Genomic DNA, 25,704 nt, shown 5'->3' on the forward strand with positions numbered 1-25,704 from the left:
TTTAGCGATTCATCACCTGATTTTATTTATTTTATGTGGTTGTTAGCATGGATTTTGATTTTCAAGTCATTATAGATGCCTTACCCGATTTATGGAAAGGGGCACAACTTACGATAAAAATTACCTTATTAGGGTTAATAGGTGGTGTCCTTTTAGGAGGATTAGTAGGGGTTATCTTAGCCTATGTTCCTGCTTGGGCAGACAAAGAGTTTAGACAAAAGCATCCAATAGAAAGTTTGTGGCTACCAATATTATCTTGGATAGCACAGGCTTATGTATTGCTCATTCGTGGGACACCAATGGTGGTACAAGTGATGTTTATCTATTTTGCCTTCCCATTGATTTTTCAGATTAGAGTAGATGGTACGACGGCAGCTATTGCAACGTTAATAATTAATTCTGGGGCGTATATTGCTGAAATTGTTCGAGGCAGTTTATTGTCTGTATCAAAAGGCTTATATGAGGCAGGTCAGGCAATGGGGCTCCCTTTTTACAAGATTGTGACGAAAATTATTGGTCCAATCGCCTTTCGCCGCATGATTCCTGCCCTAGGAAATCAATGTATTATCAGTTTAAAAGACACTTCCATTTTTATTGTCATTGGTGTGGCTGAATTAACACGCCAAGGTCAGGAAATTATGGCGACTAACTATAGAGCTATTGAAATTTGGGGGGCCGTAGCTTTCTTTTATTTAGTGATGACGGGTATCTTTGCAATTGCATTAAAAATAATTGAGAAAAGGATGAGAATCCTATGACGACAACACCAATTGTTCAATTTAAAAATGTGACCAAAAAATTTGGCGACAACATCATTTTAGATGGTGTGGATCTCACGATTAACGAGGGAGAGGTTGTTGTAGTGATTGGTCCTTCAGGATCGGGTAAATCAACCTTTTTACGCTGTATTAACGCATTAGAGTCCATTCAGGGGGGCGATATTATCGTTGGTCATCATAGTGTTAAATCTAAGCCAAAAGAAATTCGTGAATTACGCCGTGAAGCCGGTATGGTGTTCCAACAGTTTAATTTATTTCCTCAGCTAACAGCGTTAGAAAATGTTATGTTTGGTCCTTGTCAAACCAGAGGTGTTTCACGGCAACAAGCGAAAGTTGAGGCTGAGGCCTTATTGCAAAAAGTAGGCTTGGCTGAAAGAATGAATCATTATCCAAGTGAGTTATCTGGAGGGCAGCAACAACGTGTAGCCATTGCACGTGCCTTGGCAATTAAACCTAAGCTAATGTTATTTGATGAGCCTACTTCTGCATTAGATCCAGAGTTGCGTCAAGAAGTATTAAAGGTCATGCAGGATTTGGCTCAAGAGGGAATGACAATGGTAGTTGTCACGCATGAAATTAGCTTTGCAGAGAAAGTAGGTACGAGATTGATTTTTATCGATAAAGGTAAAATAGCGCATGACGGTCCTCCGTCCGAACTGATTAACCATCCTCCAAGTCAGCGTTTAAAAGATTTCTTAACGCATGTGAAGTAAAATAATCTTTTATTAAATTTTTTTGACGGAAACTATAGTATGCCTGCATATCGTTCAAAAACTTCAACACATGGTCGTAATATGGCTGGAGCACGTGCTTTGTGGCGTGCTACTGGAATGACAGATAAAGACTTTGGTAAGCCTATTATCGCCGTGGTGAACTCTTTTACTCAATTTGTACCAGGTCATGTGCATCTGAAAGATATGGGACAGCTAGTCGCACGTCAAATTGAAAAAGCAGGAGGTGTTGCCAAAGAGTTCAATACCATTGCGATTGATGACGGTATTGCGATGGGGCATGGAGGGATGTTGTATTCTCTACCGTCACGAGACTTAATTGCTGACTCAGTTGAATATATGGTCAATGCGCATTGTGCTGATGCAATGGTTTGTATATCTAACTGCGACAAGATTACCCCAGGCATGCTCATGGCAGCGATGCGGTTAAATATTCCAGTGATTTTTGTCTCTGGTGGCCCAATGGAAGCAGGTAAGGCGGATCTTCAGGGTGAAGAAAAAGTAGTCAAATTAGACCTTGTGGATGCCATGATTATGGCTGCTGACCCTAATGTTTCCGATGAAAACACGGAGATTGTGGAGCAAAATGCTTGCCCAACGTGTGGTTCTTGTTCTGGTATGTTTACAGCAAACTCAATGAACTGCTTAACAGAAGCATTAGGCCTATCTTTACCGGGAAATGGTACGATTGTGGCGACACATGAGAGTCGAAAAGCCTTATTTGAACAAGCTGGTTCTTTAATTGTTGAATTAACTAAACGCTATTATGAACAAGGTGATGAGAGTGTATTGCCTCGTAGTATTGCTTCTAAGAAAGCCTTTGAAAATGCGATGGTACTAGATGTATCAATGGGTGGCTCAACGAATACAGTCTTACACTTATTAGCGGCAGCACAAGAAGCTGGTGTGGACTTTACCATGAAGGACATTGATACCATCTCTCGTCGAGTTCCTTGTTTATCTAAAGTAGCGCCAGCGACCAATAAATATCATATCGAGGATGTACACCGTGCAGGAGGTATTTTAGGTATTCTTGCTGAGTTAAACAGAGGTGGGCTATTACATACCGAAGTGGGTAATATTCACAGCGGTACATTGGCTAAAGCGATTGAAGCTTGGGATATTAACTCTCCTCATACAAAACCAGAAACATTAGCATTTTACCGTGCGGCACCTGGTGGCGTACGGACACAAACTGCGTTTAGCCAAAATCGCTTTTATTCAGAAAATGATTTGGATCGTGCAACGGGCTGTATCAGAGATATTGAGCACGCTTATTCTAAAGACGGTGGTCTAGCTGTTCTTTATGGTAATTTGGCGACCAATGGCTGTATTGTTAAAACAGCAGGTGTTGATGAAAGTATTTTAACATTCACAGGTAAGGCTGTTGTATTTGAAAGTCAAGAAGATGCAACCGCAGGAATCCTAGGGGATAAGGTTAAAGAAGGCGATGTGGTGATTATTCGCTACGAGGGGCCTAAGGGTGGTCCTGGTATGCAAGAGATGCTTTACCCAACCTCTTATTTAAAATCCAAAGGCTTGGGTGCCAAAGCTGCACTATTAACAGATGGTCGATTCTCAGGCGGATCTTCTGGTCTTGTGATTGGTCATGCGTCACCAGAGGCAGCAGAGGGTGGAAATATTGCGCTTGTTCAAGATGGCGATGAGATCCAGATTGATATTCCCAATCGCACGATTCATTTAGCGATTTCAGAGGAGGAGCTAGCCAAGCGCCGTGCTGATATGCAGGCTAAGGGTGATAAAGCATGGCAGCCTGCTAATCGTGATCGCTATGTATCACAAGCATTGCAAGCTTATGCTGCGATGGCTACATCAGCTGACCGTGGTGCTGTGCGTGATTTAAATCAATTAAAACGTCATAAATAATTTATCTTTACGACTGTTTTGCTCTGACCTCTATTCTTCGGAATGGAGGTTCATTTTTTAGTAAAGGTATACAAGAAATACTAACACTTATTTTAGATAGTTAACATATTAGAAAAATAAATAGGAAAGACTTTTGATGTATCAACCCTCGGTATTAATAATTACTGTCTTATTGATTTTGCTCTATGAGTTAGGGTATTTTTTTGTGATGAGACAGTGGATGGTAAGCACCTTTGTTTCTCAAGATATTCGCCAAGATTCTAGTCACCAGGCATCATTGAAGAAAATGTATGTTTTAGGAATGCGATTTGATGTGAAGATTTTGACAATTAGTCTAGGTGGCTTGTTAATTATTGCCTTGCTATTTTCTTATTTTCTTTCTCATATGGCGATGGGCGTAGCGATTGCTATAGGGCTTGTATGCCTTATTCTGAATGGGATTGTAATAGGTAATGTATATTACTTTAAAACTTATCAAAATCACTACGATATTTTTATGTTTGGTTTAGTCGATGATGATACCAAAGCTGTGTTAAAAAATATTCTGGATGATTATCCAATTTTGCGGTTAATACTGATTGTATCGTTAAGTGCGGTTGTTCCTGCTGTATTTGCGTATTATGCTATTGATCAGCAATGGTTTACTCTCCCATCAACAGCAGCACAAATAGTTTTGACTGTTGTCGTTGTGTTGTTATTAGCACTAGGGATGCGAGGGACAATTCATTCCAAACCATTGGGTAAAGGGCACTCACAAGTATGCCAATTAGGGATTATCAATAAAATGGTTCCTAATGGTGTGACGGCTATGCAATGGGCATTTACAGACAATAAAGAGCAAATTTCATTTAGTCCGGTTAGCCAAGAAGAGGGAGATGACTTATTAGGAAAATTAGGTTATGCAGATGGGTTTTATCAACAAACACCAGTGAATAAGGAGTTAGTACAAGCCGCACCACATGTAGTTGTTGCCATAATGGAAAGTTTTGGGACTAATGTCTTGGTGTTTGATGATCCTATAAAAAATGATTTATTAGGTCGCTTAAGGCCTATGTTGGATAAGAGTTTTTATTTTTCACGGTTTTGTGCTGATTGTAATGGTACGGCTCCAACGCTAGCGAATATGTTCTTTCATAGTCCTATCCAAAACATTAGCCAGTCTGTCGCACAGAAAATAGCACTACCAGAGACGCCCTTTAAGGTATATAAAAACAAAGGCTATAAAACAATTTTTATTACGGCTGGGAATATGATGTGGCGAGGTTTAGCCAATTATATGCCACTACAAGGCGTGGATGAAATGTATGACCAGAATGATATTATTGAGCGTTTCCCAGAGGCAAAAGCCTCAATATCTTACTGGGGAATTGCGGATGAGTTTGCTTTTGCCTTGGCCGAAACATTATTAAGAGAAAGTACTCAACCACTTTTCATCAGTATTTTATCCATGAGTAATCATCCTCCTCATGAGATACCGCCTAACTATGTTTCTAAGCCACTTGACGTAGATTGTTTACTAGATCGATTTGGCAAAAATGAACAAGAGCGCACATCAGCCCTGACTACTTATCAATATGCAAATGATTCTCTCGGTCATTTTATGCAGACTATTTATGATGATGAAATACTTGGTAGCAAAACGATTATTGCGGCTACAGGAGATCATCATTTCCGTGGGGTAAGTGTAGAGATGCCAAGCGAGCTTTTCTTATCTAAAGCGGTCCCATTTATTTTATATATTCCAGAACAGTTACAGGCGATATTACCGATAGCGTTTGATTCAAAAACGTTGGGTTCTCACAAAGATATTTTACCTACGCTATACCATGTGAGTTTATCGGATGCTCGCTATTGGCATGCTTGTGGACGAAATTTATTGGCTGAGCATAAAAATACATCCTTGGCATTTGCTTATAACGATTCGTGTTGGGCGGATGAGAAAGGCGTGGTGGATTTTAGTACCACACCCTTGACGCAATACCGTTGGCAAGATGATAGCCTACTCGTGTCAGAAGTGATGCCTATCACACCCACAGAGGAGGCTAAAATCAAGGCCTTCCAAAAATTTTTATATTGGCAGATTAATTATTTGGTTGGAAAGGGAGAGGCGCAATAAGTTGTGCCTCAATAAACCCTAAGACATAGTTAACTTTTACCCAGAGTTGCGTAAGCCAGCCGCAATACCATTAATCGTTAAGTGGACACTGCGTTCATCGCGAAGACTTTCGTAACGATTTTGGTCTTTGTTGGCTTGATGTTGACGCAAGCGTCGAATTACCTCAACTTGTAAATAATTAAGAGGATCGATATAGGCAAAACGCTCTTTTAAGGTATTAGCCAATAAAGGATTATTAGCTAGTAGCTCATCAATTTGCAAGATTTCTTTTAGGCTTGCCACTGTGAGAGTATGCTCATGCCTGATTTTGTCAAAAATAGTCTGACGTAATTTAGCATTATTAACTAGCGTACTGTATTGTTCGGCAATCCTTAAGTCGGATTTTGCTAACACCATTTCCATATTGGAGAGTGTTGTTTTAAAGAATGGCCAACCTTGCGCCATTTCACGGAGACGTTGTAAACGTTTTTCACGAGTGTTTGGTTCGCCCTCAAAGCCTTTGTCTAAATAGGTCTGTACAGCTGTACCAAAACCAAACCAACCAGGTAAGAGTAATCGGCACTGTGCCCATGAAAAGCCCCATGGAATAGCACGTAAGTCCTCTATTCGTTGTCCTTTTTTACGCGAGGCAGGTCGGGAGCCAATGTTTAACCCCGCTATTTCATTAATTGGCGTAGCAGCGAAGAAGTAATCTACAAACCCTTCTGTTCCATAAACAAGCTCTCTATAGCTTGATTGCGATAGTTTAGATAGTTGCTCCATTAAGCCACCATAATTTTCCATAAAAGCATCTGGAGCATTGGCTTTAGCACTTAATGATGCTTGTAACGTAGCGCTTAATAAATGCTCTAGATGCCATAATCCGAGAGGAGCAGAACGATATTTTTTCTGAATTACTTCGCCTTGTTCCGTTAAACGGATTTGACCAGCCACAGACCCGGGAGCTTGTGCCAGAATAGCCTCAAAACTAGATCCACCACCACGTCCCACAGCACCACCACGACCATGAAATAAACGTAGACGAATCTGGTGTTTTTTAAAGACCCTAACTAGAGCAATCTCAGTCTTGTATAAAGACCAATTAGAGGTTAAATAGCCACCATCTTTATTACTATCAGAATAGCCTAACATGACCTCTTGCAAGCCATTTTGAGCCTTTAAAACTCTATCGTGGATGATAGGAATACTTAACCAGTCATCCATAATGTTAGCCCCTGCTTCTAAGTCAGGAATAGTTTCAAATAAGGGGACAACAATTAAACCATCATTTTCTTGTATAGGAAGTAACTGACCTTGCTCATCCGCTTGGATATTAATGAGTCCACTTTGTTGCTGCAATACCAAAATTTCTAATAAGTCACTAAGAGTCTCTGTATGAGAAACAATATATTGTTTAATGGCTTGTGGACCAAACTGTTGTCTAATTTGTGCGGCGGTTTGCAGAATAAGTAGTTCTTTTGTGGTTAATTCACTGTATTTTTGCCATGTTGAATAAATAGGACGAGGGTTGGTAAGTTCTTCGAGTAACAATGAAACTTTTTGCTCTTCGCTAAGTTCTGAATAAATAAAGGGTTTACCTTCGAATAAGGTACGACTACGGGTGTAAAGCTCACTTAGGATAGTTTCATGTACATCTGAACTTTGGCGTAAATCAATGCTGGCTAAATGAAAGCCAAAAATATTCACTGATTGGATGAGATTTTTGAGACGAATATGAGAGAGTTTCTCCGCTTGATTTAAACGCAATGATTCCTCAATCATCAGTAAGTCAGTTAAAAAATCTTGTGGGGTAGTATATGGAGAGGCTGCCTTGACATGTACTAGCTGTACCGCACCATTTGAGAAAACATTAGCTGTGGCAGCCAAACGAGCGTAAATGGTAATAATCACTCTGCGATAGGGTTCATCAATACGATGAGGAGAGTGATCAATGCTGTGATCAGATGCCTCTTGCAAAGAAGAGGATACATTATGTAGCATAGTACTGAGAGATAGCTCGGTACCTAACTGATGCACTTCTTCTAGGTAATAGCTAAATAAGGTAGCCGCTTGTTTATAAAAAGCAGATTTAAGTGTACTAGCATTGACATTTGGATTGCCATCTCTATCGCCACCAATCCATGAGCCGATAGTGAGAAATGATGGTAGCTTAGTGGTAGTCTTATAACGCTTAAATAGCTCCTTATCCAAGCGTTTGTAGAGTTGAGGAATAGCTTTTAGAAAAGTGGTGGCAAAATAATTATTAACGTTATCGATTTCATTTTCAACAGTGAGTTTATTCGTACGCAACATACGAGTTAGCCATAATAATTGAATATGAGCACCGAGATTATCTAGTACTGTTTCACGATCATCTTGATCTAATTCTTGATGGTATGCTGTTAGTGTATCACTAATTGCCTGATGGGCATCCAATGTGCTTTTACGTTGAACCTCTGTGGGGTGTGCGGTGAGGACAGGTACTAGTTGGGTATGTTTTAATTTTGCTAAGAAGGTTTGACTATCGACACCATCTTTTTCGAGTAGGTCAAGTGTATAGGTAAGATTAGCATGCAATTTGTGGGTTTTTAAATGGCGTTGTTGGTCTTGATCTTCGGCAATATTGGTTAAATGTAAAAAATAACTAAAGGCACGTGCAATTTTATTAGCATCCTCATCGCTGAGTGCATCAATAGCCTTATTCAGATCTTGAATATGCTCATTAGTTGGTTCGCGGCGTGTTTTGACGGCTGCTCTACGTAGGGACTCAATTTGCTGGAACGTATTTTCACCTTCTGTCGTTAAAATGGCCTCTCCCAGCAGTTTACCTAATAAATAAATGTCTTCATGCAAACTTTTATTGACTTCTTTGATTGTATTTGACACAGCATTCCTCCCTTTTTCCATTAAAAACAACAGCGTGGATAACAACAGTATAGGGGATTTTTAGAGAATACAAAATCAGTAGGACTCTCTCAAAAAAGAAAACCAAGGGAGGTAAGAAGCGCCCAATATCTCATGAACAGTGATAATTAAACTGAATAAATAAAAAAGGGTATACGGATTTAATGGTTGATGGGGCACCTTCACCCCATCAATCTGATACCACCCTCAGATGGTTGATAGATCGACTCCGTAGTTGAGTTCCTCTGCGAAGTCCGGCAGTCCGTAACCGATGGTTTTCTTGTAGAAAGGAGAGACCTTCGCAGTCGGTGCCTTCTTCTTGTGCTTCGTGGTGTAGAGCATTCGTGCCCGCATCACCTCGAAGGAGTAACCGCGCCCTTCACGGTTCTTGTCCTTGGCCAGTCGGTTGATGGACTCCGTGTAAGCGTTGGTGACGGGCATGTCCATCTCGAAGTAGGTCATGGTCTCTTCACGCCAGTTTCCCACTGCCCTGACCAGATCGCTCCAGACTTCCTTTTGGCCCTTCGGGATGGTGGCTATCCACTCGTCCAGGGCGGCTTCTGCCTGGAGCCGTGTGGTGGCGTCCCAGATGCCGTAGAAGCGCTCCTTGTGCTCGTAGGCGGCCAGCAGTTGCGGGAACGCGCCTGTCCAGGTCTCCATGATGAGGCGCTCCCGGTCTGAGGCTTCGTGAGCGCGTTTCAGCAGGATTTTCCGGTCTCCCTTGAGAGTCCGGCTCTGGGACGGTTTCAGCTCCTTTCTGAGGCCCTTGCGCACTCTCTCTAGGGCATCGTTGGCCATGCGCACCACATGGAACTTATCGACCACGATACGGGCCTGGGGCGCTGCCCGGTAGGGGTTCCACATGTCCATGCTGACGATCTCGACCTTCTGCCGGTCTTTCAGCTTCATCAGGTAGTTGGTCACCACGTCCTGGCGGCGGGTGGCCAGCAGGTCGAGCAGGGTTCGCTCCTCAATGTTGGTCAGAATGCAGCGGTAGCGCTTGTTCAGGTATAGCTCGTCAATGCCCAGGATGCGGGGCGTCTCGAAGCGGTGCCAGCGCCCCAGGAACTCAGCGCGGGCGTTGAAGATGTCGCGCACCGTCTTCTCGTCCAGGCCGGTCTGTGCCGCCACAAAGGTGTAGGGGTGGTTGAAGGATTCCTTCTCCACGTACTCATGCAGCCGCAGTGTCATACGGAATCCATCCACCATCTCCGGTAGCTGGGGCCTGAATGTTGTCTTGCAGGCCCGGCAGGTGTATCGGCGGCGGACCACCCAGAGAGTGACCCGCTTGCCGTGGATGGGCAGATCACGATAGGGAACGTCACGCTTGCCGAACCGTACGAACTCACCCTGCACGCCGCATTCCTCGCAGGCGATGGGATCGGGCACGTCCACCTGGAAGTGCATTTCGTCGTCGGTTGATTTGCAGCCCAGTACTTGGTATTGCGGCAGGTGAAGGATGTTGTCGGGAAGTTCGGTCATGGTGTTGTATAGGCGTAGGTGTCAGTCAGATCCATCCGACTCGGCATTGGTGTTTGCTTTTTTACCCAACAAGCTGCTGGAAACGAAAAGTAAGGCACCGAGGACAATTGCAATATCAGCCAGGTTGAAGGCCGGCCAATGCCAGTCTCGCCAATAGAAATCAAAGGAATCCACAACATAGCCGCGAAAGACCCGGTCAATCAGGTTGCCCATGGTGCCACCGAGGATAAGACTGTAAGCGATGGCTTCTCCTTTATGACGATTTTCAAGGATCAGCTTGATCAGAAAAATCGAGACCACTACCGCGATTCCGATAAAAAAGTAGCGCTGCCAGCCTCCACCATTCCAAAAAAGACTGAATGCGGCACCGGTATTCCATACGTGTACCCAGTTAAAGAATGAGGTCACTGAAATAGACTCGCCATATGCCATTGATTGTTGCACCAGCCATTTTACGGCCTGATCAGACGCTGCCAGCAGGCCCGATATGGACAATAGGGCATACGGCGAGAGCTTTTTGCCAATAATGAGCATTATTTAACCCTTCAACGCCAAAATGCGTCTGGCACCGTTAAGTACAATTACCCCCGCGATGGTGCCGATAATCAGATCCGGATAATTGGACCCGGTCCACGCGACCAGAGCGCCGGCGGTGATGACCCCCAGGTTGATCACCACGTCGTTGGCCGAGAATATCCAGCTTGCCTTCATGTGCGCCCCGCCCTCCCGATGTTTGGATATGAGCAGCAGACAGGCGGTATTGGCAATCAATGCGACGAAGGCGATCGCCATCATCATCAGCGATTCAGGCTCACTACCGAAAACAAAGCGTCGCACCACCTCGACGAGTACGCCCACAGCCAAGATCAGTTGCAGTACACCAGCAAGATGCGCGGCACGTACCTGCATTTTCGCACTGCGCCCTACGGCATAGAGAGCCAGGCCATAGACGGCTGCATCGGCAAACATATCCAGGGAATCAGCGATCAGGCCGGTAGACTGGGCGATCAGGCCAGCAGTCATTTCCACCACGAACAGAAGTGCATTGATGCCGAGCAACCAGCGCAGGGTCCCGGATTCTTGCTTAGCAGAAGCTGCCGAAAACTCGGCGGCCTTGATGGTCTCCGGATTTGCAGCGACGGTTTCCTGAAGCGAGGCGCCTAGCCCCAAGGTCTTCAGTTTCGAGGTGACGGGCTCGACCTCGCCGTCATGCACGACCTTCAGCCGGCGGTTCGACAAGTCGAAGGACAGCGCCCGAATCTCCTCAAAGCCGTTCAGGGCTAGGCGAATCATTCGTTCTTCTGATGGACAGTCCATCTTCGGCACGGCATAAACACTGACCCATCTCCCTGGCGCCTCGGAGGAGGCCTGTATATCGGTATCCGCTGCGGACGTTGCATCACCGCCACAGGCGCCACCACAGGATTTGCTCATGATACTACTCCACTTGAACAATGTTGTGGTACCATTTTAAACTATAAAGCTACTATAAGGTCAATAGAGTAAAGAATCCGTTGGGGAGGAGGCTGATGCGCATTGGTCAGTTGGCGCAGTTGGTAGGGGTCGAAACACAGACGATCCGCTTCTATGAACAGCAGGGCTTGTTGCAGCCGCCTGATCGGCAGGACAACGGTTACCGTGTCTATACCGAGAAGCATGGTGAGGGGCTGGCCTTCATCCGTCGCTGCAGAATCCTGGGCCTGTCACTGGCTGAGATTCACGAACTACAGAGCTATCAGGACGACCCTCATCAGCCTTGTACCGCCGTCAACGCCTTGCTCGATGATCACATCTCTCATGTGCGGTCGCAGATAACCGCTCTGCAAGCGCTTGAGAAACAACTCGTTTCACTGAGAGCGAGTTGCAACGATGACCGGGAAGTTGAGGCGTGTGGGGTTCTTGCTGGAATTAGCGAAGGAAACATGCACCAGCAGTAGGTGAAGCATCAACCAGATAATCCGATGAGATGCCGGTCTGTCTCACTCTCATGCAAAGGTAAGATCAACCATTTAATCCGCTTACCCATAAAAAATAGTTTGAGGGGGTGGTAATACTAGATTGCTTGGGAAGGTTTACAGTAGCACTAAATTATTCCGATGAATCAATTCTTCATTATGAATACTACCCAAAATATCCGCAATTTTAGTGGTGGGTTGTCGTAGAATACGACGGGTATCTGATGAAGCATAGTTAATTAAACCACGCGCATACTCTTTACCTTGTTCATCCACACAGGCAACTAAATCCCCTCGTTTAAATACCCCGATAACATCAATAGCACCGATAGGGAGAAGACTTTTACCCTGTTCAGTAATGGCTTTAATAGCGCCAGCATCAATAATAATTTTACCTTTTACGCGTAAATGATCGGCTAGCCATTGTTTGCGAGCAGAGCGCAGGTGTGTACTTGCACGTAATTCAGTACCGATAGCTTCACCACGCGCAAGACGTGTTAAAACCTCTGGCTCGTGTCCAGACACAATGACCGTATGAGCACCTGTGTTGGCAGCACGTTTGGCAGCGAGTACCTTGGTAATCATGCCACCAGTCCCAACAAAAGAACCACTGCCTCCAGCTATTGCTTCTAAAGCAGGGTCACCCGCAGTGGCTTGATGAATAAATTTAGCTTGAGGATTTTTACGAGGGTCGCTGTCATATAGCCCTGTTTGATCTGTGAGAATGATTAAGGCTTCGGCTTCAATTAAATTAGTCACCACAGCACCAAGCGTATCATTATCCCCAAGACGAATTTCATCGGTGACAATAGTATCGTTTTCATTCACAATGGGCACCACGCCTAAATCTAATAGGGTAAATAGTGTGGCACGAGCATTGATATAGCGTAAACGGTCTGCTAAATCTTCATGGGTGAGTAGAATTTGTGAGGCTAATAAACCATGAGTAGAAAAGGCTTTTTCATAGGCTTGTATTAAACCCATTTGTCCGATAGAGGCAGCCGCTTGTTGCTTATTAACCTCTTTGGGGCGGGTCGTCCAACCGAGACGAGCCATCCCCTCAGCAATCGCTCCACTAGAAACAAGAACGACTTGTTTGCCTTGCTTATGTAATGCGGCTATCTGATCCACCCAATGAGTAACAGCCGCAAAATCAACCCCCTTACCATAATTGGTGACTAGAGAAGATCCTACTTTGATGATAATGCGGTGGGAGGATTGGATAACAGAAAGGCTAGACATAATACGTGTTACAAAAATAGACGCCAAAATGGATAATTAATAATACTACAATCTGATAGAAATTAAATATATTCTATCGGTAAGGTAATAAGGTTTTTATCAAGATATAGTTTTTGGGGGTATTGGCTGATTAAAATTCCTTTGGCAATAGTTTTGTCAGGAATAGACTGTAGTATGGCAAAGCTTTTAGCCATTTTCTTATGGGGACTGGCACTAGTTTTAATTTCTATGGGATATAACGTTTGTGCTTCCTCAATAATCAAATCGATTTCATTTTGATTCGTATCTCTATAGAAATAGAGAGGGGGACGACGTCCTTGATTGGTAAATGATTTAATAATTTCAGCCACCACAAATGTCTCAAAGAAGCGTCCACTCTGCGCACCGTTTTGTATGGTTTCTGTTGTTAGCCAGCGAGTTAAATAAGCCATTAATCCAGTATTGAGCATATATACTTTAGGTGTTTTAATCGCTCGTTTTAAGTGATTATTGCTGTAAGGATAGAGTAGAAAAATAATTCCAGAGGCTTCTAATACGCTAACCCAGCGTTTAATCGTATCAGCAGAGACACCGACTTCATTCGCTATATTTGAATAGTTGAGCAAGTCACCACTACGAGAAGCAATCGCCACCATGAATTTAGCAAAATCGCTAGGTTGGTTAATTTGGAGTGTAGTTCGGACATCTCTTTCTATATAGGTTGATACATAAGAAGAATAGTAAATTTCCCAATGTGTTTCCTGTGTATGTAGGCGAGGCATATCTCCTTTATGAATTAATTCCCATAAGTTTGTATAAGGTTTTAGATGTTGCTCGCGTTGTTGAAGATAGTCATCGTGAGGGATAAAACTATGATAAAAAGGCACATCAAAAATTTCTCTTAACGATAATCCATGCAAGGTAAGTAAAGCAATACGTCCTGCTAATGTTTCGTGCACATTTTTCATGAGTTCAAAGGCTTGAGATCCTGATAATAGGTATAAGCCATTGCGTTGAGTTTTGTCTATTTCGAGTTTAAGGAGAGAGAAAATCTCTGGTGCATACTGTACCTCATCAATGATAGCTTGTTGCCCAAAGTTCTGTAACAATAACAGCGGATCATCGTTTGCTTGTTGTAAAAGCAAAGGGTTGTCGAAAGTAAAATAAGGATAGGAGGGCGTGATGTGCTGTAATAAGGTGGATTTACCTACTTGTCGCGCACCAGTAATCAAAATAGCTGGGAACTGAGAAACTAAAGTCTCAAGTAAAGGTTGAATATGACGTGCAATATACATAGACTTTCCAGTTTAATTCCGTATATTATCTTGGATTAAACTGAAAAAATCAACAAAATTAGCAAAATTTTAAGTTTAATTCCGTATGGCATCTTGAATTAAACTTAAAAATTCTATTTTAGGCTAAGCTGTAAATCAATCCTGTGTATGATTAATATTTGAGCGATTGGCATTAAAACGAGGGTCATCAGGCTCATAGCCTTCAACTTGCTCATCATTGGCTTGGTTTTCTTTGGCTTTCTCTTGGTCGAGATAGTCTTGTAATGCCCAGACTAATTCTTGCGTTCCCTCACCACTTAGGGCAGAAATAGCAAATACTGGACCAGTCCAGCCAAATTGTTGGCAGAAGTCTTTTTTCACTTGTTCAGGATTTTCAAGCATGTCCAGTTTATTCAAGACTAGCCAACGAGGTTTTGCATAGAGCTCTTGGCTATATTTTTGTAGCTCTTTGACAATTGCTTTAGCGTCTGCAACTGATTTTTCAATTGTATCCACCTCTGGATCTAGGCTAGACACATCAACTAGGTGTAAAAGTACACGAGTGCGTGTTAAGTGGCGTAAAAATAGATGGCCTAAGCCAGCTCCCTCAGCCGCCCCTTCAATCAACCCGGGAATATCCGCTACCACAAAACTGCGAGATGGAGAGGTGCGTACCACACCTAGATTAGGGTGTAGTGTAGTAAAAGGGTAGTCGGCAATTTTGGGCTTAGCATTAGAGACGCGCGTGATAAAGGTTGATTTGCCTGCATTAGGTAAACCTAATAGCCCTACATCCGCTAAGACTTTAAGCTCTAGGCGTAGGTAACGATGCTCACCCTCTTTACCATAGGTAAATTGTCGAGGAGCACGGTTAACACTGGATTTAAAGTGGATATTGCCTAGACCACCTTGTCCACCAGCAGCAAGTGTGACCTGCTCGCCATGCTTATCCAAGTCAAACAATTGTTCACCAGTCTCTTCATCATAAATGACAGTACCCACAGGAACGCGTAGCGTAATATCATCAGCAGCTGCACCATATTGATCAGAGCCACGGCCATTTTCACCATTTTTGGCACGATGTAGACGAGCATATCTAAAATCAATTAAGGTATTGATATTGCGATCGGCAACAGCAAAAATACTACCGCCACGACCACCGTCTCCACCGTCAGGACCTCCTTTAGGAATGAATTTTTCACGACGAAAGCTGGCTGAGCCATTGCCTCCTTTGCCTGCAATTACTTCAATTTTTGCTTCATCTACAAATTTCATGAGAGTTCCTATTATTCTGTGGGTATGAGAAAACGATAGAGCTTGTATGGTATATCGATTATATAAAGAATTATCTGGTGTGAGGAGAGGATAATATCTTTTGGTTTTTCTAAATAGAGATAATTATTATATTAAGCGTAAATAAAAACGCCGCTCACTTAAGAACGGCGTTTCTTGAAGAGATAAGTAAATACTTATTCAGCAGCAATCACTGAAACAGTTTGTTTGTTTAGTGCACCACGTACTGAGAATTTTACTTGACCATCAACTAAGGCATATAAAGTGTGATCTTTGCCGATACCAACATTGTCACCTGGGTGGAAACGAGTACCACGTTGACGAACAATGATAGAACCTGCAGGGATTGATTGACCACCGTAAACTTTAACACCTAAGCGTTTCGCTTCTGAATCACGACCGTTGCGGGTTGAACCGCCACCTTTTTTCTGTGCCATGTTTTAACTCCTGCAAATTAAGCTGCGATAGATTCGATAACGATTTGAGTGTAATTTTGGCGATGACCTTGGCGCTTTTGATAGTGCTTACGGCGACGCATTTTGAAAATTTTCACTTTATCGTGACGACCATGTGCAAGAACCTTTGCTTTTACCACAGCACCAGCAACTAAAGGCGTACCTACTTTTAGAGATTCACCTTCACCTACTGATAAAACCTGATCTAGCGAGATTTCTTGCCCGATGTCTGCTGGTATCTGTTCTACCTTAAGTTTTTGACCTTGGGCAACGCGATATTGCTTGCCGCCGGTTTTTATGACCGCGTACATATGGGTAACCTCAAATTAAATAAATAACAAATCCTGCCCGATTTAGAGCAAGACTTTGATTTTAACTATAAAACTCTTTTAATGTCAAGTGGTTATGTTGAATCAAGAATGTATCTTAAGTAATCAATAAATAAAAGAGCGTGTTTTCTGATGAATTCACGCTCTTTGTTATTATTCCGACTATGAACGATAATCTGCATTAATGCTGACATAGTCATGTGAGAAGTCGCAGGTATAAACTGTTTCGCTAGTGTGACCCCTGCCTAGCACAACACGTACCAGAATCTCTGCTTCGTTCATAACTGCTTGACCTTGTTCCTCTTTGTAGTCAGGGTTGCGTCCACCGTTTACCGCCACAAGTACATTACCCAGATAAAGTTTTAGTGTGGAGGTATCTAAATCTTGTACACCTGCATAACCAATTGCAGCAAGGATTCGGCCTAAATTAGGGTCAGACGCAAAAAAGGCTGTTTTGACTAAAGGTGAATGGGCAATGGCATAAGCAATTTTTAATGCTTCTTCGCTATTTTTTGCTTCATCAATTTGAACTGTAATGAATTTTGTAGCTCCTTCGGCATCACGAACAATTTTTTGTGCAAGTTCACGAGAAATATCGGTGAGTACTTGTGCAATAGCTTCAAAAGCAGCCGTTCCCTCAATAGCCTCAACACCACTTTGACCGGTAGCGGCAATGATAAAGGAGTCGTTGGTTGATGTATCACCATCGACTGTAATCCGATTAAACGATTGATTAGCAATAGTAACAGTCAACTGTTGCAATGCTTTTTTGGAGATGGCAGCATCTGTCGCTACAAACCCTAACATGGTTGCCATATTGGGGCGTATCATGCCAGCCCCTTTGCTAATACCAGTAACGGTAACTGTTTTACCTTCAATCTGAATCTGTTTAGAAGATACTTTAGGCACTGTATCGGTAGTCATAATGCTATGAGCTGCATTAAACCACTCATTGTCAGTTAGATTAGCAACCGCAGAGGGAATTGCAGCATTGATTTTATCAACAGGTAAAGGTTCAAGAATAACACCTGTAGAGAAGGGTAGTACTTGATCACTCTCTACTTGCAACGCTTGTGCTAATGTGGCTGAGGTATTTAAGGCATTTTGATAGCCAGTTTCACCAGTGCCTGCATTGGCATTGCCGGTATTGATTAATAGTGCACGAATGTCATTATCAGAGGCAAGGCGTTGTTTACAAATTTGTACGGGAGCAGCACAAAAACGATTGGTGGTAAATACGCCAGCGACAGTAGTACCTTGGGTAAATTGAAAGACGGTGATGTCTTTTTTACCTGCTTTTTTAATACCAGCAGAAGCGATGCCAATCTTAACACCAGAAACTGGATGAATATCTTTGATGTCAGGAATCTGGAAATTAACGGGCATAAGAGTCTCCTCAAATAGGTGATAGGCTTAAAATAGATAAAGAATAGCTTAGTTAATCATAGAGTTTGCGAGAAGTCTAAGCTATTCTTTTATTCCTAGTGTGTTGTTGTTTAATTTCCACTAGCTATTTTGAGTGGTTTGGGCAACCGTAACGAATGCTTTATCAGCTGCTGCAAATGTTTTTGCCAGAATTTCTTCTGTATGACTTGCAGAAACAAAGCCAGCTTCAAAAGCAGAGGGAGCAAGGTGGACACCTTCATCCAACATTGCATGGAAAAAGACATTGAAGGCCTGAATATTACTTTGTTGGACTTCAGCAAAGCTCGTTGGAATGTTTTCTCTAAAGTAAATGCCAAACATACCACCGATAGAGTCTGCACTAAACGTAACATTATGTTGGCGAGCAAGATCAGATAAACCGTTGACTAACTCAGTAGTTGTTTTGCTGAGTACGTCATAAAAACCAGGACGGCTTAAGATTTCCAAGGTTTTTAGACCTGCGGCGACAGAAACAGGGTTACCAGATAAAGTACCTGCTTGGTAAACAGCCCCAAGAGGAGCAATTTGTTGCATAATATCTTGGCGACCACCAAAAGCACCCACAGGCATACCACCACCAATAACTTTGGCAAGTGTGGTGAGATCAGGGGTAATATTGGTTAAGCCTTGTACGCCTTTAGGACCAGCACGAAAGCCCGTCATCACTTCGTCAAAAATTAATAAAGCTCCGTATTGAGTGCATAATTCACGTAATCCCTCTAAAAAGCCTGCTTGTGGCTTAACTAAGTTCATATTACCAGCGACGGGTTCGACAATAATGCAGGCAATATCTTGACCTACTTCTGCAAAGGCTTTTTTGACTTCTTCAAGATTATTAAACGGTAAGACAATCGTATGGCTGACAAACTCTTGTGGAACGCCCGCAGAAGAAGGGTTACCAAAGGTGAGCAAGCCTGAGCCTGCTTTTACAAGTAGACTATCCGAATGTCCATGATAGCAACCTTCAAATTTGATAATTTTATTACGACCAGTAGCGCCACGAGCTAGTCGTATCGCACTCATCGTTGCTTCTGTACCAGAGCTAACGAGACGTACTTGCTCAATAGAAGGGATTAATTCGCAAATTTTTTCAGCAAGAATCACTTCACCTTCTGTTGGAGCGCCAAATGATAGACCTTTGGTGGCTGCTTCTTGTACGGCTGCCAGTACTTCGGGGTGGGCGTGACCCACAATGGCAGGTCCCCATGAGCCAAGGTAGTCAATATATTGCTTCCCTTCAATATCCCAGATATACGCACCATTGGCTTTGGCAATAAAACGCGGTGTACCACCAACCGATTTAAATGCTCGTACGGGTGAATTGACGCCACCGGGAATAGTTTGTTGGGCTCGTTGGAAAATTTCTTGATTAGTCATGATAATTCTGTTTAAAAAGTTGAATAAAATCTTTGGTTGTCTGTGCAATATCCGTTTGTTCGAATAGCCCCGAAATAACAGCAATACTATCTGCCCCTGCTTGAATGACAGGAGCTGCATTTTGTCGGGTTATGCCACCAATGGCAACCAATGTTTGAGGAGAGGATGATGTTGGTGAGAATAAATCCCGTGCCTCCCGAAATAAACGTAGAGGAGCACGCACGGCATTCGGTTTAACACTTGATGGATAAACAGCACCAAAAGCGAGATAATCAACATCATGCAGAATGGCTTTTTGCGCTAACTCAAGTTGGTTATAACAACTGACACCGATTAATAAAGAATGGGATTCTGTTTGTAAAGCTTTTTGTACAGTAAGCACACTAGCATCATCCTTGCCTAGGTGTACAGCATCTGCTTTGACAGCTAATGCAAGCTGCCAATCATCATTAATCACAAAGGTTGTCCCTGTATTTTTGCACACTTTTGCGACCATAGAGGCCTGTTCTAAGGCTACGTCAAAAGGGGTATTTTTGCGTCGCCATTGTAAGATAGGTAATCCCGCATGGCAAGCCGTTTCAATTGCTGTAAATAGTCGTGAAAAGTCATCCCATTCAGGTGTAATACCGTATAACCCAGTTGGGAAACGAGTAGTCTTTGTGAATAGTGGTTGTGATTGTTGAGGTGACTTAAGCTCGGTAGGCATTATTATTTTCATCCTCATCATCTTCGATGTCGTACTCATCGTCATCATCATCTTCATCATCTACACTTAAGGCAATTTCATAAAAGGCTAAACGATTAGGAAATGGTCTGCCCATACCTATCTGAATGAGGTGTTCTAGTTGTTTATTCGTAAAGCTAATTGCCATACGGCAGGCTTCAAATAGAGGGACTTCTTGAGCTAAAAAGCAACTCACGGCGGTTCCTATCATATCAGCAAATTCTGCTGGTGTAGAAATATGTAGTGGTTGGACAAATTGATCACGCTCACCAGAAGAGTGGTAGATAGTATGTTGGATAGTATTGTTGTCCATTTTCTCATTAAGAATAAAACAACTTTCTACACCAAGCTCAATGAGTAACGCCAATAAATCAGCCCCAGTATTGATTTGGTATTCTTCTGATAACCATGTAGAGAGATAATTTAAATCTAAAATAACAACATTTGTGTGGGGGGCGAGAAAGTCTAGGTAGACTTCATGTAATTTCTCATTAGGAACGAAATCACCGCGACGAGAAATAAAATCAGATAAATATTTACTTAATACTAAAACAGTCGGTATCTGATTGTAGTCAGCTAGGATTGACGCTACTTCCTCTATCATCTCAATAGTAAGTAGATGATTAATTTTGAAAGCGTTAACAGGTAAATCCTCTAAAATACATCGTGCCTGTGCCTCAATGATACTCGCCTCAATAGGTTCAAGTGACTCTAATTGGGTGGAGTCTTGTACGGCAAGTGCTGTAGTCACAGAACTACTGTGTGTACCGAGTAAGGAAGCAGTTACAACTTCAGCAGGTAAATGTGCGCGATGACTAGGATCGTACATATTGAAAAATAAAACACTTCCAGCAAGCATATCAATCATGGTAATAGATCCCTTAGTTAGAGTAAAATGGTAGTAGTGAAAAATTACTCTGTCTATTTTATATCAAAGGAAGAATTCATGCAGACATGGATGTGTTTAATTTGTGGTTGGGTTTATGACGAAGAGGCCGGTGCTCCAGAAGAGGGAATTCCTCCTGGCACTAAATGGGAAGATGTTCCACCTAACTGGGTATGTCCTGAATGTGGTGCACGCAAAGAAGATTTTGAAATGATGGCAATTTAAACCAAGGCTATTTAAGGGATATTGAATGCTTAGCTTTGCAAATGATCTCAACTTAAAAGGTCAGTTTTTAATAGCAACCCCCAAGGTAACCTCTGATATTTTTGCTCAAAGCGTGATTTATATGTTTGAGCACAATGCCAATGGTGCTGTAGGGATTGTGATTAATAAACCTTCAAAAGTCCCTTTTGTGGAATTACTGGGCGATCTTAGTGAGATTGATTGCCCGGAAGAGGAGATTTTGCGAAATATAGACAACACGCTTGTCTTTGCGGGTGGTCCGGTAAACCGTGATAAAGGGTATGTATTGCATAGTGCAGAGAGGTTTTATCGAGCCACGATAACTCATGAAAATATTGCATTTACCTCTTCTAGAGATGTTTTAATTGACTATGCCAAAGGGAATGGACCCAAGCATATTTTATTAGCACTAGGTTGTGCGAGTTGGGATGCAGGTCAATTAGAAAGCGAAATTATGGCAAATTTTTGGCTAACGGCACCAGCGAATGAGGCCATTATGTTTACCGCTCCCGTGGTAGAGAAACATCGTCGCGCCATTAGTTCTCTAGGTATCGAACCGAGTTCTTTATTGTGGAGTGCTGGTAATGCTTAATGATTATGAGCTTACGGTACTGGCATTTGATTTTGGGCTTAAAAAAATTGGTGTTGCTCTAGGTAATACGCTACTGAAGCAAGCAACGCCCTTAACTATTATTCAGACTGCTACGAAACAAGCTCGTTTTGAAGAAATTGAGCGATTATTAAAAAAATGGCAACCACAACAATTAGTTGTTGGACTTCCCCTAACAGAGGATGGACAAGAGCAATATGCCTCGCTACATGCACGACGCTTTGCTAATCAATTGCAAGGGAGATTCAATTTACCTGTCCAGCTTATAGATGAGCGAGGGTCAAGTCTAGAAGCTCAGCAACGCCTTGGTAATCATACCTTAGATGATGCTGTTGCTGCAGCGATTATTTTGGAGAGATATTTTGACGCGCTTTGAGTTAAAATACTGAAAATATTTTAAAGGACATTCATATGCAGTTGCCAACCGCTGAAGAGTTATATAGCAAGTTGAAAGCTGGTGTTGAGCAGTTAATCAAAACTAAGCCTGCTGACACCGTTCATTTAGTCGGTATTTATTCTGGTGGAGCGTTGATTGTTAAGCGTCTACAACAAGATTTGCATTTAAAGAATGAGGTGGGTTTTTTAAATACAAGTTTTTATCGTGATGACTTTAATAAAATTGGTCTTCACTCACAAAAACAGCCTACACAGATTCCCTTTGATGTAGAAGGCAAAAATATTATCGTTGTTGACGATATTCTATATACAGGACGTACTATTAGAGCCACAATGAATGAGCTATTTGATTATGGTCGCCCTGCGTCAATTAGTTTAGCTGTGTTGCTAGATCGTGGTGGCAGACAGTTACCTATTGCTGCCGATATTGTCGGTGCACATATTCCCTTAGAGAAAGGCACTAATTTTGTTCTTTCACAAAATGAGCAGCAATTGTTTGATTTAGATATTGAAAAGGAATGATTCCGTGCAAAATCCTCAACTCAATAAACATGGTGAATTGACTCACCTTTTAAGTACAGAGGGACTTTCTAAAAATATTATTACGCATATTTTAGACACCGCACAAAGTTTTGTCCCATTAGCCGAGCGCGATATTAAAAAAGTCCCACTGTTGCGTGGAAAAAGTGTTTTTAATCTATTTTTTGAAAATTCAACACGTACTAGAACAACGTTTGAGATTGCCGCAAAACGTTTGTCTGCGGATGTATATAACTTGAATATTAATTCATCCTCTACGGCAAAAGGAGAGACGTTACTGGATACCATTAGTAATTTGACGGCGATGCAAGCAGATATTTTTGTCGTTCGTCATGAAGCGAGTGGTGCGCCTTATTTAATTGCTCAACATGTAGAGCCACACATTCATGTCGTGAATGCAGGTGATGGTCGGCATGCACACCCTACTCAAGCATTATTGGATATGTACACAATTAGACATTTCAAAAAAGATTTTTCTAATTTAACAGTCGCTATCGTAGGGGATATCTTGCATTCTCGAGTGGCACGCTCAGATATTCATGCCTTAACAACATTGGGTGTTGCAGAAATCCGTGCCATTGGACCATTGACTCTACTGCCTGAAGGCTTGGAGCAGATGGGAGTGAGAGTATTTACTAATATGGCAGAAGGATTGAAAGGTGTCGATGTTGTGATTATGTTGCGCCTTCAACATGAACGTATGAAAGGGGCTCTTTTACCATCCTCTCAAGAGTATTTTAAACATTATGGATTAACAGAAGAAAAACTTGCTTTGGCAAAATCTGATGCTATCGTGATGCATCCGGGGCCTATGAACCGTGGGGTAGAGATAGATTCGGCTGTAGCAGATGGACCTCAAGCGGTGATTTTAAATCAGGTAACATTTGGGATAGCAGTGCGTATGGCGGTAATGAGTATTGTGGCGGGAGCGAGTGTATGAAATTGCGTATCATCAACGGCAGATTAATCGACCCTAGTTCAAAAAGAGATGAGCAAGTCACAGTAGATATTGCGGCTGGGCGTATCGTAGGCATTAATGCAGAAGATAGCTCACCAGTTGATCAGGTAATTGATGCAAAAGGGAAAGCGATTATCCCTGGATTAGTAGATTTGTCTGTGCGCTTACGGGAGCCAGGTAACGAATATAGAGCAACATTAGAGTCAGAAATGAATGCGGCACTGGCAGGCGGTGTAACTAGTTTAGTATTGCCTCCAGATACAGATCCTAGTCTGGATGAGCCCGGTCTAGTAGAAATGTTAAAGCATCGCGCACGTCAATTAAATCAAGCTAATTTGTATCCTTTAGGGGCAATGACTATTGGTCTAAAGGGTGAAACATTGACTGAGATGGCTGAGCTCACTGAAGCAGGATGCGTAGCTTTTTCTCAAGCGAACAAAGGGTTACTCAACTTATCAACGCTGAATAGAGCGATGATGTATGCTAAAACCTTTGATTACACGCTATGGATTCAGCCGTCAGAAGAGGATTTAGTGAGTGGTGGTGTCGCTGCTAGTGGCGCTTACGCCTCACGGATTGGTTTGGCAGGTATTCCAGTACAAGCAGAAACTATTGCATTACATACTTTATTTGAATTACAACGCAGTAATAAGGCACGTTTACACTTATGTCGATTAACCAGTGCTGAAGGAATTGAGTTGGTTCGTCAGGCAAAAGCAAGAGGACTGCCCGTAACATGCGATGTCTCTATTAATCATGTGCATTTAATTGATTCGGATATTGGCTATTTTGATAGTAACTATTGTCTATACCCTCCATTACGTTCTCAACGTGATAGAGACGCTATTACAAAAGGTTTATTAGATGGTACGATTGATGCTATTTGCTCAGACCATACACCAGTAGATGATGAGGAAAAGTTATTGCCTTTTGCTCAGGCAGAACCGGGGGCTGTAGGAGTAGAGTTGTTGTTAAGTCTCGTGTATAAATGGTCTCTAGAGCAAAAGATTCCATTTGTAGATGCTTTAGCTAAAATTACTCTTAATCCCTATCATATTCTCAAACAAGGTGCTTCAGCTTTACCGCCTTGCGGACAATTGACAATTGGATCGCCTGCAGACTTGGCCTTAGTAGACTTAGATGCTTATTGGACGGTATCTCGTGAAAATCTTGCTAGTCAAAGTGCTCACACCCCCTTTAATGGTTACGAGTTACCAGCCAAAGTGAAGATGACAATGGTGGGTGGTCGTATCGTATGGCAAGGGGAATAGATGTCCTATTTGCGCTTTACTATACGTGTTATAGGTTTGTTGTGTGTTCTTATTTTGGGATTATTTATTGCCTTTGCAATTTATGCATGGTTAGGTAAGACACAAAAAGAATGGGTATTAAGTAATTGGTCAAAATTATTAATGTCTACAACGGGTGTCAGAATTACTCAAGAAGGGCAACCGATTATGGGTGGTCCCGTCATGCTCACAGCAAATCATGTCTCTTGGATTGATATTTTTATTATTAATAGCCAACGTGCAACATCCTTTATCGCTAAGTCGGAAATACGTCAATGGCCTGTCATTGGTTGGTTAGTTGCTGCCGTAGGGACTATTTTTATTCAACGAGGCTCTCGCCAAGCGGTGATTGATATTAATGCAGGAATGGCGGATTATTTTAAAGAAAATACATGTATTGGTTTGTTCCCAGAAGGCACTACTAGTGATGGATTCACTGTTTTGCATATGTTTAGTGGTCTTTTGGAAGGAGCGATGAACGCTCGGGTTCCAATCCAACCAGTAGCGTTGTTATTTACCTATAAAGGAAAGCGTAGTGGTCGAGTGGCGTTTGTAGGGGAACAAACATTAGTAGCAAATATATGGGTACTACTCAGTAGCAAAGATGTAGGTGTTACGGTACGATTTTTACCACCAATTACTCAAGCAGGTGAAGAGGTTTTAATCCCTCGACAAGAATTAGCCGATAAAATTCGTGAACGGTTACTGCAAGAAGTAGATGTATCTATGCAAACTGATACATCTAATCCATAAGCATAGTTTTTTATAAGTTATTGCAGAGTTTTATCGTATAAAACCCTCTTTTCAGAGGAAAGAGGGTTTTGTTAGGATAGATAATACTGTAGGCTATT

25 protein-coding genes are annotated in these 25,704 nt (G+C 42.4%); 12 read left to right on the top strand and 13 right to left on the bottom strand.

What is annotated here, in order from left to right:
* Positions 1–47 precede the first annotated feature (47 nt).
* From BQ4443_RS01105 to BQ4443_RS01120, 4 genes are all read left to right on the top strand, one after another.
* Positions 48–758 (top strand): ABC transporter permease subunit, encoded by a 711-nt coding sequence (locus BQ4443_RS01105; RefSeq protein WP_071057787.1) that lies wholly within the window; start codon positions 48–50, stop codon positions 756–758.
* The gene (gene glnQ, locus BQ4443_RS01110; RefSeq protein WP_023952160.1) at positions 755–1,492 is read left to right on the top strand and encodes a glutamine ABC transporter ATP-binding protein GlnQ; all 738 of its coding nucleotides are present in this window, start codon (positions 755–757) and stop codon (positions 1,490–1,492) included. Before BQ4443_RS01105 ends, glnQ begins: the two co-directional genes overlap by 4 nt.
* A 39-nt stretch (positions 1,493–1,531) precedes the next feature.
* Positions 1,532–3,397 carry a dihydroxy-acid dehydratase gene (gene ilvD / locus BQ4443_RS01115; RefSeq protein WP_071057788.1) on the top strand — a complete coding sequence of 622 codons (1,866 nt, stop codon included), beginning with the start codon at positions 1,532–1,534 and terminating at the stop codon, positions 3,395–3,397.
* A 136-nt stretch (positions 3,398–3,533) separates the two neighbouring features.
* Positions 3,534–5,513 (top strand): LTA synthase family protein, encoded by a 1,980-nt coding sequence (locus BQ4443_RS01120; RefSeq protein ID WP_071057789.1) that lies wholly within the window; start codon positions 3,534–3,536, stop codon positions 5,511–5,513.
* A gap of 36 nt (positions 5,514–5,549) precedes the next feature.
* On the opposite strand, the gene ppc is transcribed toward BQ4443_RS01120, so the two are convergent.
* The 4 genes from ppc to BQ4443_RS01140 form a co-directional block, all read right to left on the bottom strand.
* Positions 5,550–8,399, bottom strand: a complete 2,850-nt coding sequence (gene ppc / locus BQ4443_RS01125; RefSeq protein ID WP_083331816.1) for a phosphoenolpyruvate carboxylase — start codon at positions 8,397–8,399, stop codon at positions 5,550–5,552.
* Positions 8,400–8,603: 204 nt separating this feature from the next.
* Positions 8,604–9,878: an ISL3-like element ISPpu12 family transposase gene (locus BQ4443_RS01130; protein ID WP_071057791.1), complete on the bottom strand. Its 1,275-nt coding sequence runs from the start codon at positions 9,876–9,878 to the stop codon at positions 8,604–8,606.
* 21 nt (positions 9,879–9,899) lie between these two features.
* Positions 9,900–10,412, bottom strand: a complete 513-nt coding sequence (gene lspA / locus BQ4443_RS01135; RefSeq protein WP_023950730.1) for a signal peptidase II — start codon at positions 10,410–10,412, stop codon at positions 9,900–9,902.
* Positions 10,413–10,415: 3 nt separating this feature from the next.
* Positions 10,416–11,312 (bottom strand): cation efflux transmembrane domain-containing protein, encoded by an 897-nt coding sequence (locus tag BQ4443_RS01140; protein ID WP_023950728.1) that lies wholly within the window; start codon positions 11,310–11,312, stop codon positions 10,416–10,418.
* Between the two features lie 95 nt (positions 11,313–11,407).
* Here BQ4443_RS01140 and cadR point away from each other — a divergent pair, with 95 nt between their 5' ends.
* Positions 11,408–11,815: a Cd(II)/Pb(II)-responsive transcriptional regulator gene (gene cadR, locus BQ4443_RS01145; RefSeq protein ID WP_023950726.1), complete on the top strand. Its 408-nt coding sequence runs from the start codon at positions 11,408–11,410 to the stop codon at positions 11,813–11,815.
* A 135-nt stretch (positions 11,816–11,950) separates the two neighbouring features.
* Here cadR and proB read toward each other — a convergent pair whose 3' ends face one another.
* The 9 genes from proB to BQ4443_RS01190 form a co-directional block, all read right to left on the bottom strand.
* Entirely contained in the window at positions 11,951–13,075 is a 1,125-nt protein-coding gene (gene proB / locus BQ4443_RS01150; RefSeq protein ID WP_071057792.1) for a glutamate 5-kinase, read from the bottom strand.
* A 62-nt stretch (positions 13,076–13,137) separates the two neighbouring features.
* Entirely contained in the window at positions 13,138–14,349 is a 1,212-nt protein-coding gene (locus BQ4443_RS01155; RefSeq protein ID WP_071057793.1) for an ATP-binding protein, read from the bottom strand.
* Positions 14,350–14,484: 135 nt separating this feature from the next.
* Positions 14,485–15,603, bottom strand: a complete 1,119-nt coding sequence (gene obgE, locus BQ4443_RS01160; RefSeq protein WP_071057794.1) for a GTPase ObgE — start codon at positions 15,601–15,603, stop codon at positions 14,485–14,487.
* 194 nt (positions 15,604–15,797) lie between these two features.
* On the bottom strand, positions 15,798–16,058 hold the full coding sequence (gene rpmA / locus BQ4443_RS01165; RefSeq protein WP_023950720.1) for a 50S ribosomal protein L27: 261 nt from the start codon (positions 16,056–16,058) through the stop codon (positions 15,798–15,800).
* Positions 16,059–16,075: 17 nt separating this feature from the next.
* Entirely contained in the window at positions 16,076–16,387 is a 312-nt protein-coding gene (rplU, locus tag BQ4443_RS01170; RefSeq protein WP_023950718.1) for a 50S ribosomal protein L21, read from the bottom strand.
* A 180-nt stretch (positions 16,388–16,567) separates the two neighbouring features.
* Positions 16,568–17,791, bottom strand: a complete 1,224-nt coding sequence (gene argJ, locus BQ4443_RS01175) for a bifunctional glutamate N-acetyltransferase/amino-acid acetyltransferase ArgJ (protein WP_023950716.1) — start codon at positions 17,789–17,791, stop codon at positions 16,568–16,570.
* Between the two features lie 120 nt (positions 17,792–17,911).
* Positions 17,912–19,210, bottom strand: coding sequence for a glutamate-1-semialdehyde 2,1-aminomutase (gene hemL, locus BQ4443_RS01180; RefSeq protein ID WP_031274484.1), 1,299 nt, complete (start codon positions 19,208–19,210; stop codon positions 17,912–17,914).
* Positions 19,200–19,913: a thiamine phosphate synthase gene (gene thiE / locus BQ4443_RS01185; protein ID WP_023950712.1), complete on the bottom strand. Its 714-nt coding sequence runs from the start codon at positions 19,911–19,913 to the stop codon at positions 19,200–19,202. The genes hemL and thiE overlap by 11 nt, the downstream gene beginning before the upstream one ends.
* The gene (locus BQ4443_RS01190; RefSeq protein ID WP_023950710.1) at positions 19,897–20,799 is read right to left on the bottom strand and encodes a bifunctional hydroxymethylpyrimidine kinase/phosphomethylpyrimidine kinase; all 903 of its coding nucleotides are present in this window, start codon (positions 20,797–20,799) and stop codon (positions 19,897–19,899) included. The genes thiE and BQ4443_RS01190 overlap by 17 nt, the downstream gene beginning before the upstream one ends.
* Before the next feature lie 78 nt (positions 20,800–20,877).
* On the opposite strand from BQ4443_RS01190, the gene BQ4443_RS01195 reads away from it, so the two are divergent.
* From BQ4443_RS01195 to BQ4443_RS01225, 7 genes are read left to right on the top strand one after another with little or no spacing between them, the layout of a single operon-like run.
* Positions 20,878–21,042, top strand: coding sequence for a rubredoxin (locus BQ4443_RS01195; protein WP_023950708.1), 165 nt, complete (start codon positions 20,878–20,880; stop codon positions 21,040–21,042).
* 25 nt (positions 21,043–21,067) lie between these two features.
* Positions 21,068–21,652 carry a YqgE/AlgH family protein gene (locus tag BQ4443_RS01200; protein WP_023950706.1) on the top strand — a complete coding sequence of 195 codons (585 nt, stop codon included), beginning with the start codon at positions 21,068–21,070 and terminating at the stop codon, positions 21,650–21,652.
* A complete protein-coding gene (gene ruvX, locus BQ4443_RS01205; protein WP_023950704.1) occupies positions 21,645–22,046 on the top strand; it encodes a Holliday junction resolvase RuvX in 402 nt (133 codons plus the stop codon). Before BQ4443_RS01200 ends, ruvX begins: the two co-directional genes overlap by 8 nt.
* A gap of 35 nt (positions 22,047–22,081) precedes the next feature.
* Positions 22,082–22,588 carry a bifunctional pyr operon transcriptional regulator/uracil phosphoribosyltransferase PyrR gene (gene pyrR / locus BQ4443_RS01210; RefSeq protein WP_023950702.1) on the top strand — a complete coding sequence of 169 codons (507 nt, stop codon included), beginning with the start codon at positions 22,082–22,084 and terminating at the stop codon, positions 22,586–22,588.
* 4 nt (positions 22,589–22,592) lie between these two features.
* A complete protein-coding gene (locus BQ4443_RS01215) occupies positions 22,593–23,546 on the top strand; it encodes an aspartate carbamoyltransferase catalytic subunit (protein WP_023950700.1) in 954 nt (317 codons plus the stop codon).
* On the top strand, positions 23,543–24,835 hold the full coding sequence (locus BQ4443_RS01220) for a dihydroorotase (RefSeq protein WP_071057795.1): 1,293 nt from the start codon (positions 23,543–23,545) through the stop codon (positions 24,833–24,835). The genes BQ4443_RS01215 and BQ4443_RS01220 overlap by 4 nt, the downstream gene beginning before the upstream one ends.
* Complete coding sequence (locus BQ4443_RS01225; RefSeq protein ID WP_071057796.1) at positions 24,836–25,606, top strand: lysophospholipid acyltransferase family protein; 771 nt, start codon at positions 24,836–24,838, stop codon at positions 25,604–25,606. It begins immediately after the preceding gene.
* The last annotated feature ends 98 nt before the right edge of the window (positions 25,607–25,704 follow it).

It is taken from the genome of Pelistega sp. MC2 (genome assembly GCF_900099475.1).
Taxonomy (GTDB): Bacteria; Pseudomonadota; Gammaproteobacteria; order Burkholderiales; family Burkholderiaceae_B; genus Taylorella; species Taylorella indica.

Bases quoted from the DNA above. Each gene is read 5' to 3' on its own strand.
- proB (WP_071057792.1), bottom strand. From the start codon at position 13,075: ATGTCTAGCCTTTCTGTTATCCAATCCTCCCACCGCATTATCATCAAA.
- BQ4443_RS01155 (WP_071057793.1), bottom strand. From the start codon at position 14,349: ATGTATATTGCACGTCATATTCAACCTTTACTTGAGACTTTAGTTTCT.
- lspA (WP_023950730.1), bottom strand. From the start codon at position 10,412: ATGCTCATTATTGGCAAAAAGCTCTCGCCGTATGCCCTATTGTCCATA.
- pyrR (WP_023950702.1), top strand. From the start codon at position 22,082: ATGCAGTTGCCAACCGCTGAAGAGTTATATAGCAAGTTGAAAGCTGGT.
- glnQ (WP_023952160.1), top strand. From the start codon at position 755: ATGACGACAACACCAATTGTTCAATTTAAAAATGTGACCAAAAAATTT.
- BQ4443_RS01120 (WP_071057789.1), top strand. From the start codon at position 3,534: ATGTATCAACCCTCGGTATTAATAATTACTGTCTTATTGATTTTGCTC.
- BQ4443_RS01225 (WP_071057796.1), top strand. From the start codon at position 24,836: ATGTCCTATTTGCGCTTTACTATACGTGTTATAGGTTTGTTGTGTGTT.
- BQ4443_RS01195 (WP_023950708.1), top strand. From the start codon at position 20,878: ATGCAGACATGGATGTGTTTAATTTGTGGTTGGGTTTATGACGAAGAG.
- BQ4443_RS01140 (WP_023950728.1), bottom strand. From the start codon at position 11,312: ATGAGCAAATCCTGTGGTGGCGCCTGTGGCGGTGATGCAACGTCCGCA.
- rplU (WP_023950718.1), bottom strand. From the start codon at position 16,387: ATGTACGCGGTCATAAAAACCGGCGGCAAGCAATATCGCGTTGCCCAA.
- ilvD (WP_071057788.1), top strand. From the start codon at position 1,532: ATGCCTGCATATCGTTCAAAAACTTCAACACATGGTCGTAATATGGCT.
- thiE (WP_023950712.1), bottom strand. From the start codon at position 19,913: ATGCCTACCGAGCTTAAGTCACCTCAACAATCACAACCACTATTCACA.
- rpmA (WP_023950720.1), bottom strand. From the start codon at position 16,058: ATGGCACAGAAAAAAGGTGGCGGTTCAACCCGCAACGGTCGTGATTCA.
- BQ4443_RS01130 (WP_071057791.1), bottom strand. From the start codon at position 9,878: ATGACCGAACTTCCCGACAACATCCTTCACCTGCCGCAATACCAAGTA.
- ruvX (WP_023950704.1), top strand. From the start codon at position 21,645: ATGCTTAATGATTATGAGCTTACGGTACTGGCATTTGATTTTGGGCTT.
- ppc (WP_083331816.1), bottom strand. From the start codon at position 8,399: ATGGAAAAAGGGAGGAATGCTGTGTCAAATACAATCAAAGAAGTCAAT.
- BQ4443_RS01190 (WP_023950710.1), bottom strand. From the start codon at position 20,799: ATGATTGATATGCTTGCTGGAAGTGTTTTATTTTTCAATATGTACGAT.
- argJ (WP_023950716.1), bottom strand. From the start codon at position 17,791: ATGCCCGTTAATTTCCAGATTCCTGACATCAAAGATATTCATCCAGTT.
- BQ4443_RS01200 (WP_023950706.1), top strand. From the start codon at position 21,068: ATGCTTAGCTTTGCAAATGATCTCAACTTAAAAGGTCAGTTTTTAATA.
- BQ4443_RS01105 (WP_071057787.1), top strand. From the start codon at position 48: ATGGATTTTGATTTTCAAGTCATTATAGATGCCTTACCCGATTTATGG.
- obgE (WP_071057794.1), bottom strand. From the start codon at position 15,603: ATGAAATTTGTAGATGAAGCAAAAATTGAAGTAATTGCAGGCAAAGGA.
- BQ4443_RS01220 (WP_071057795.1), top strand. From the start codon at position 23,543: ATGAAATTGCGTATCATCAACGGCAGATTAATCGACCCTAGTTCAAAA.
- cadR (WP_023950726.1), top strand. From the start codon at position 11,408: ATGCGCATTGGTCAGTTGGCGCAGTTGGTAGGGGTCGAAACACAGACG.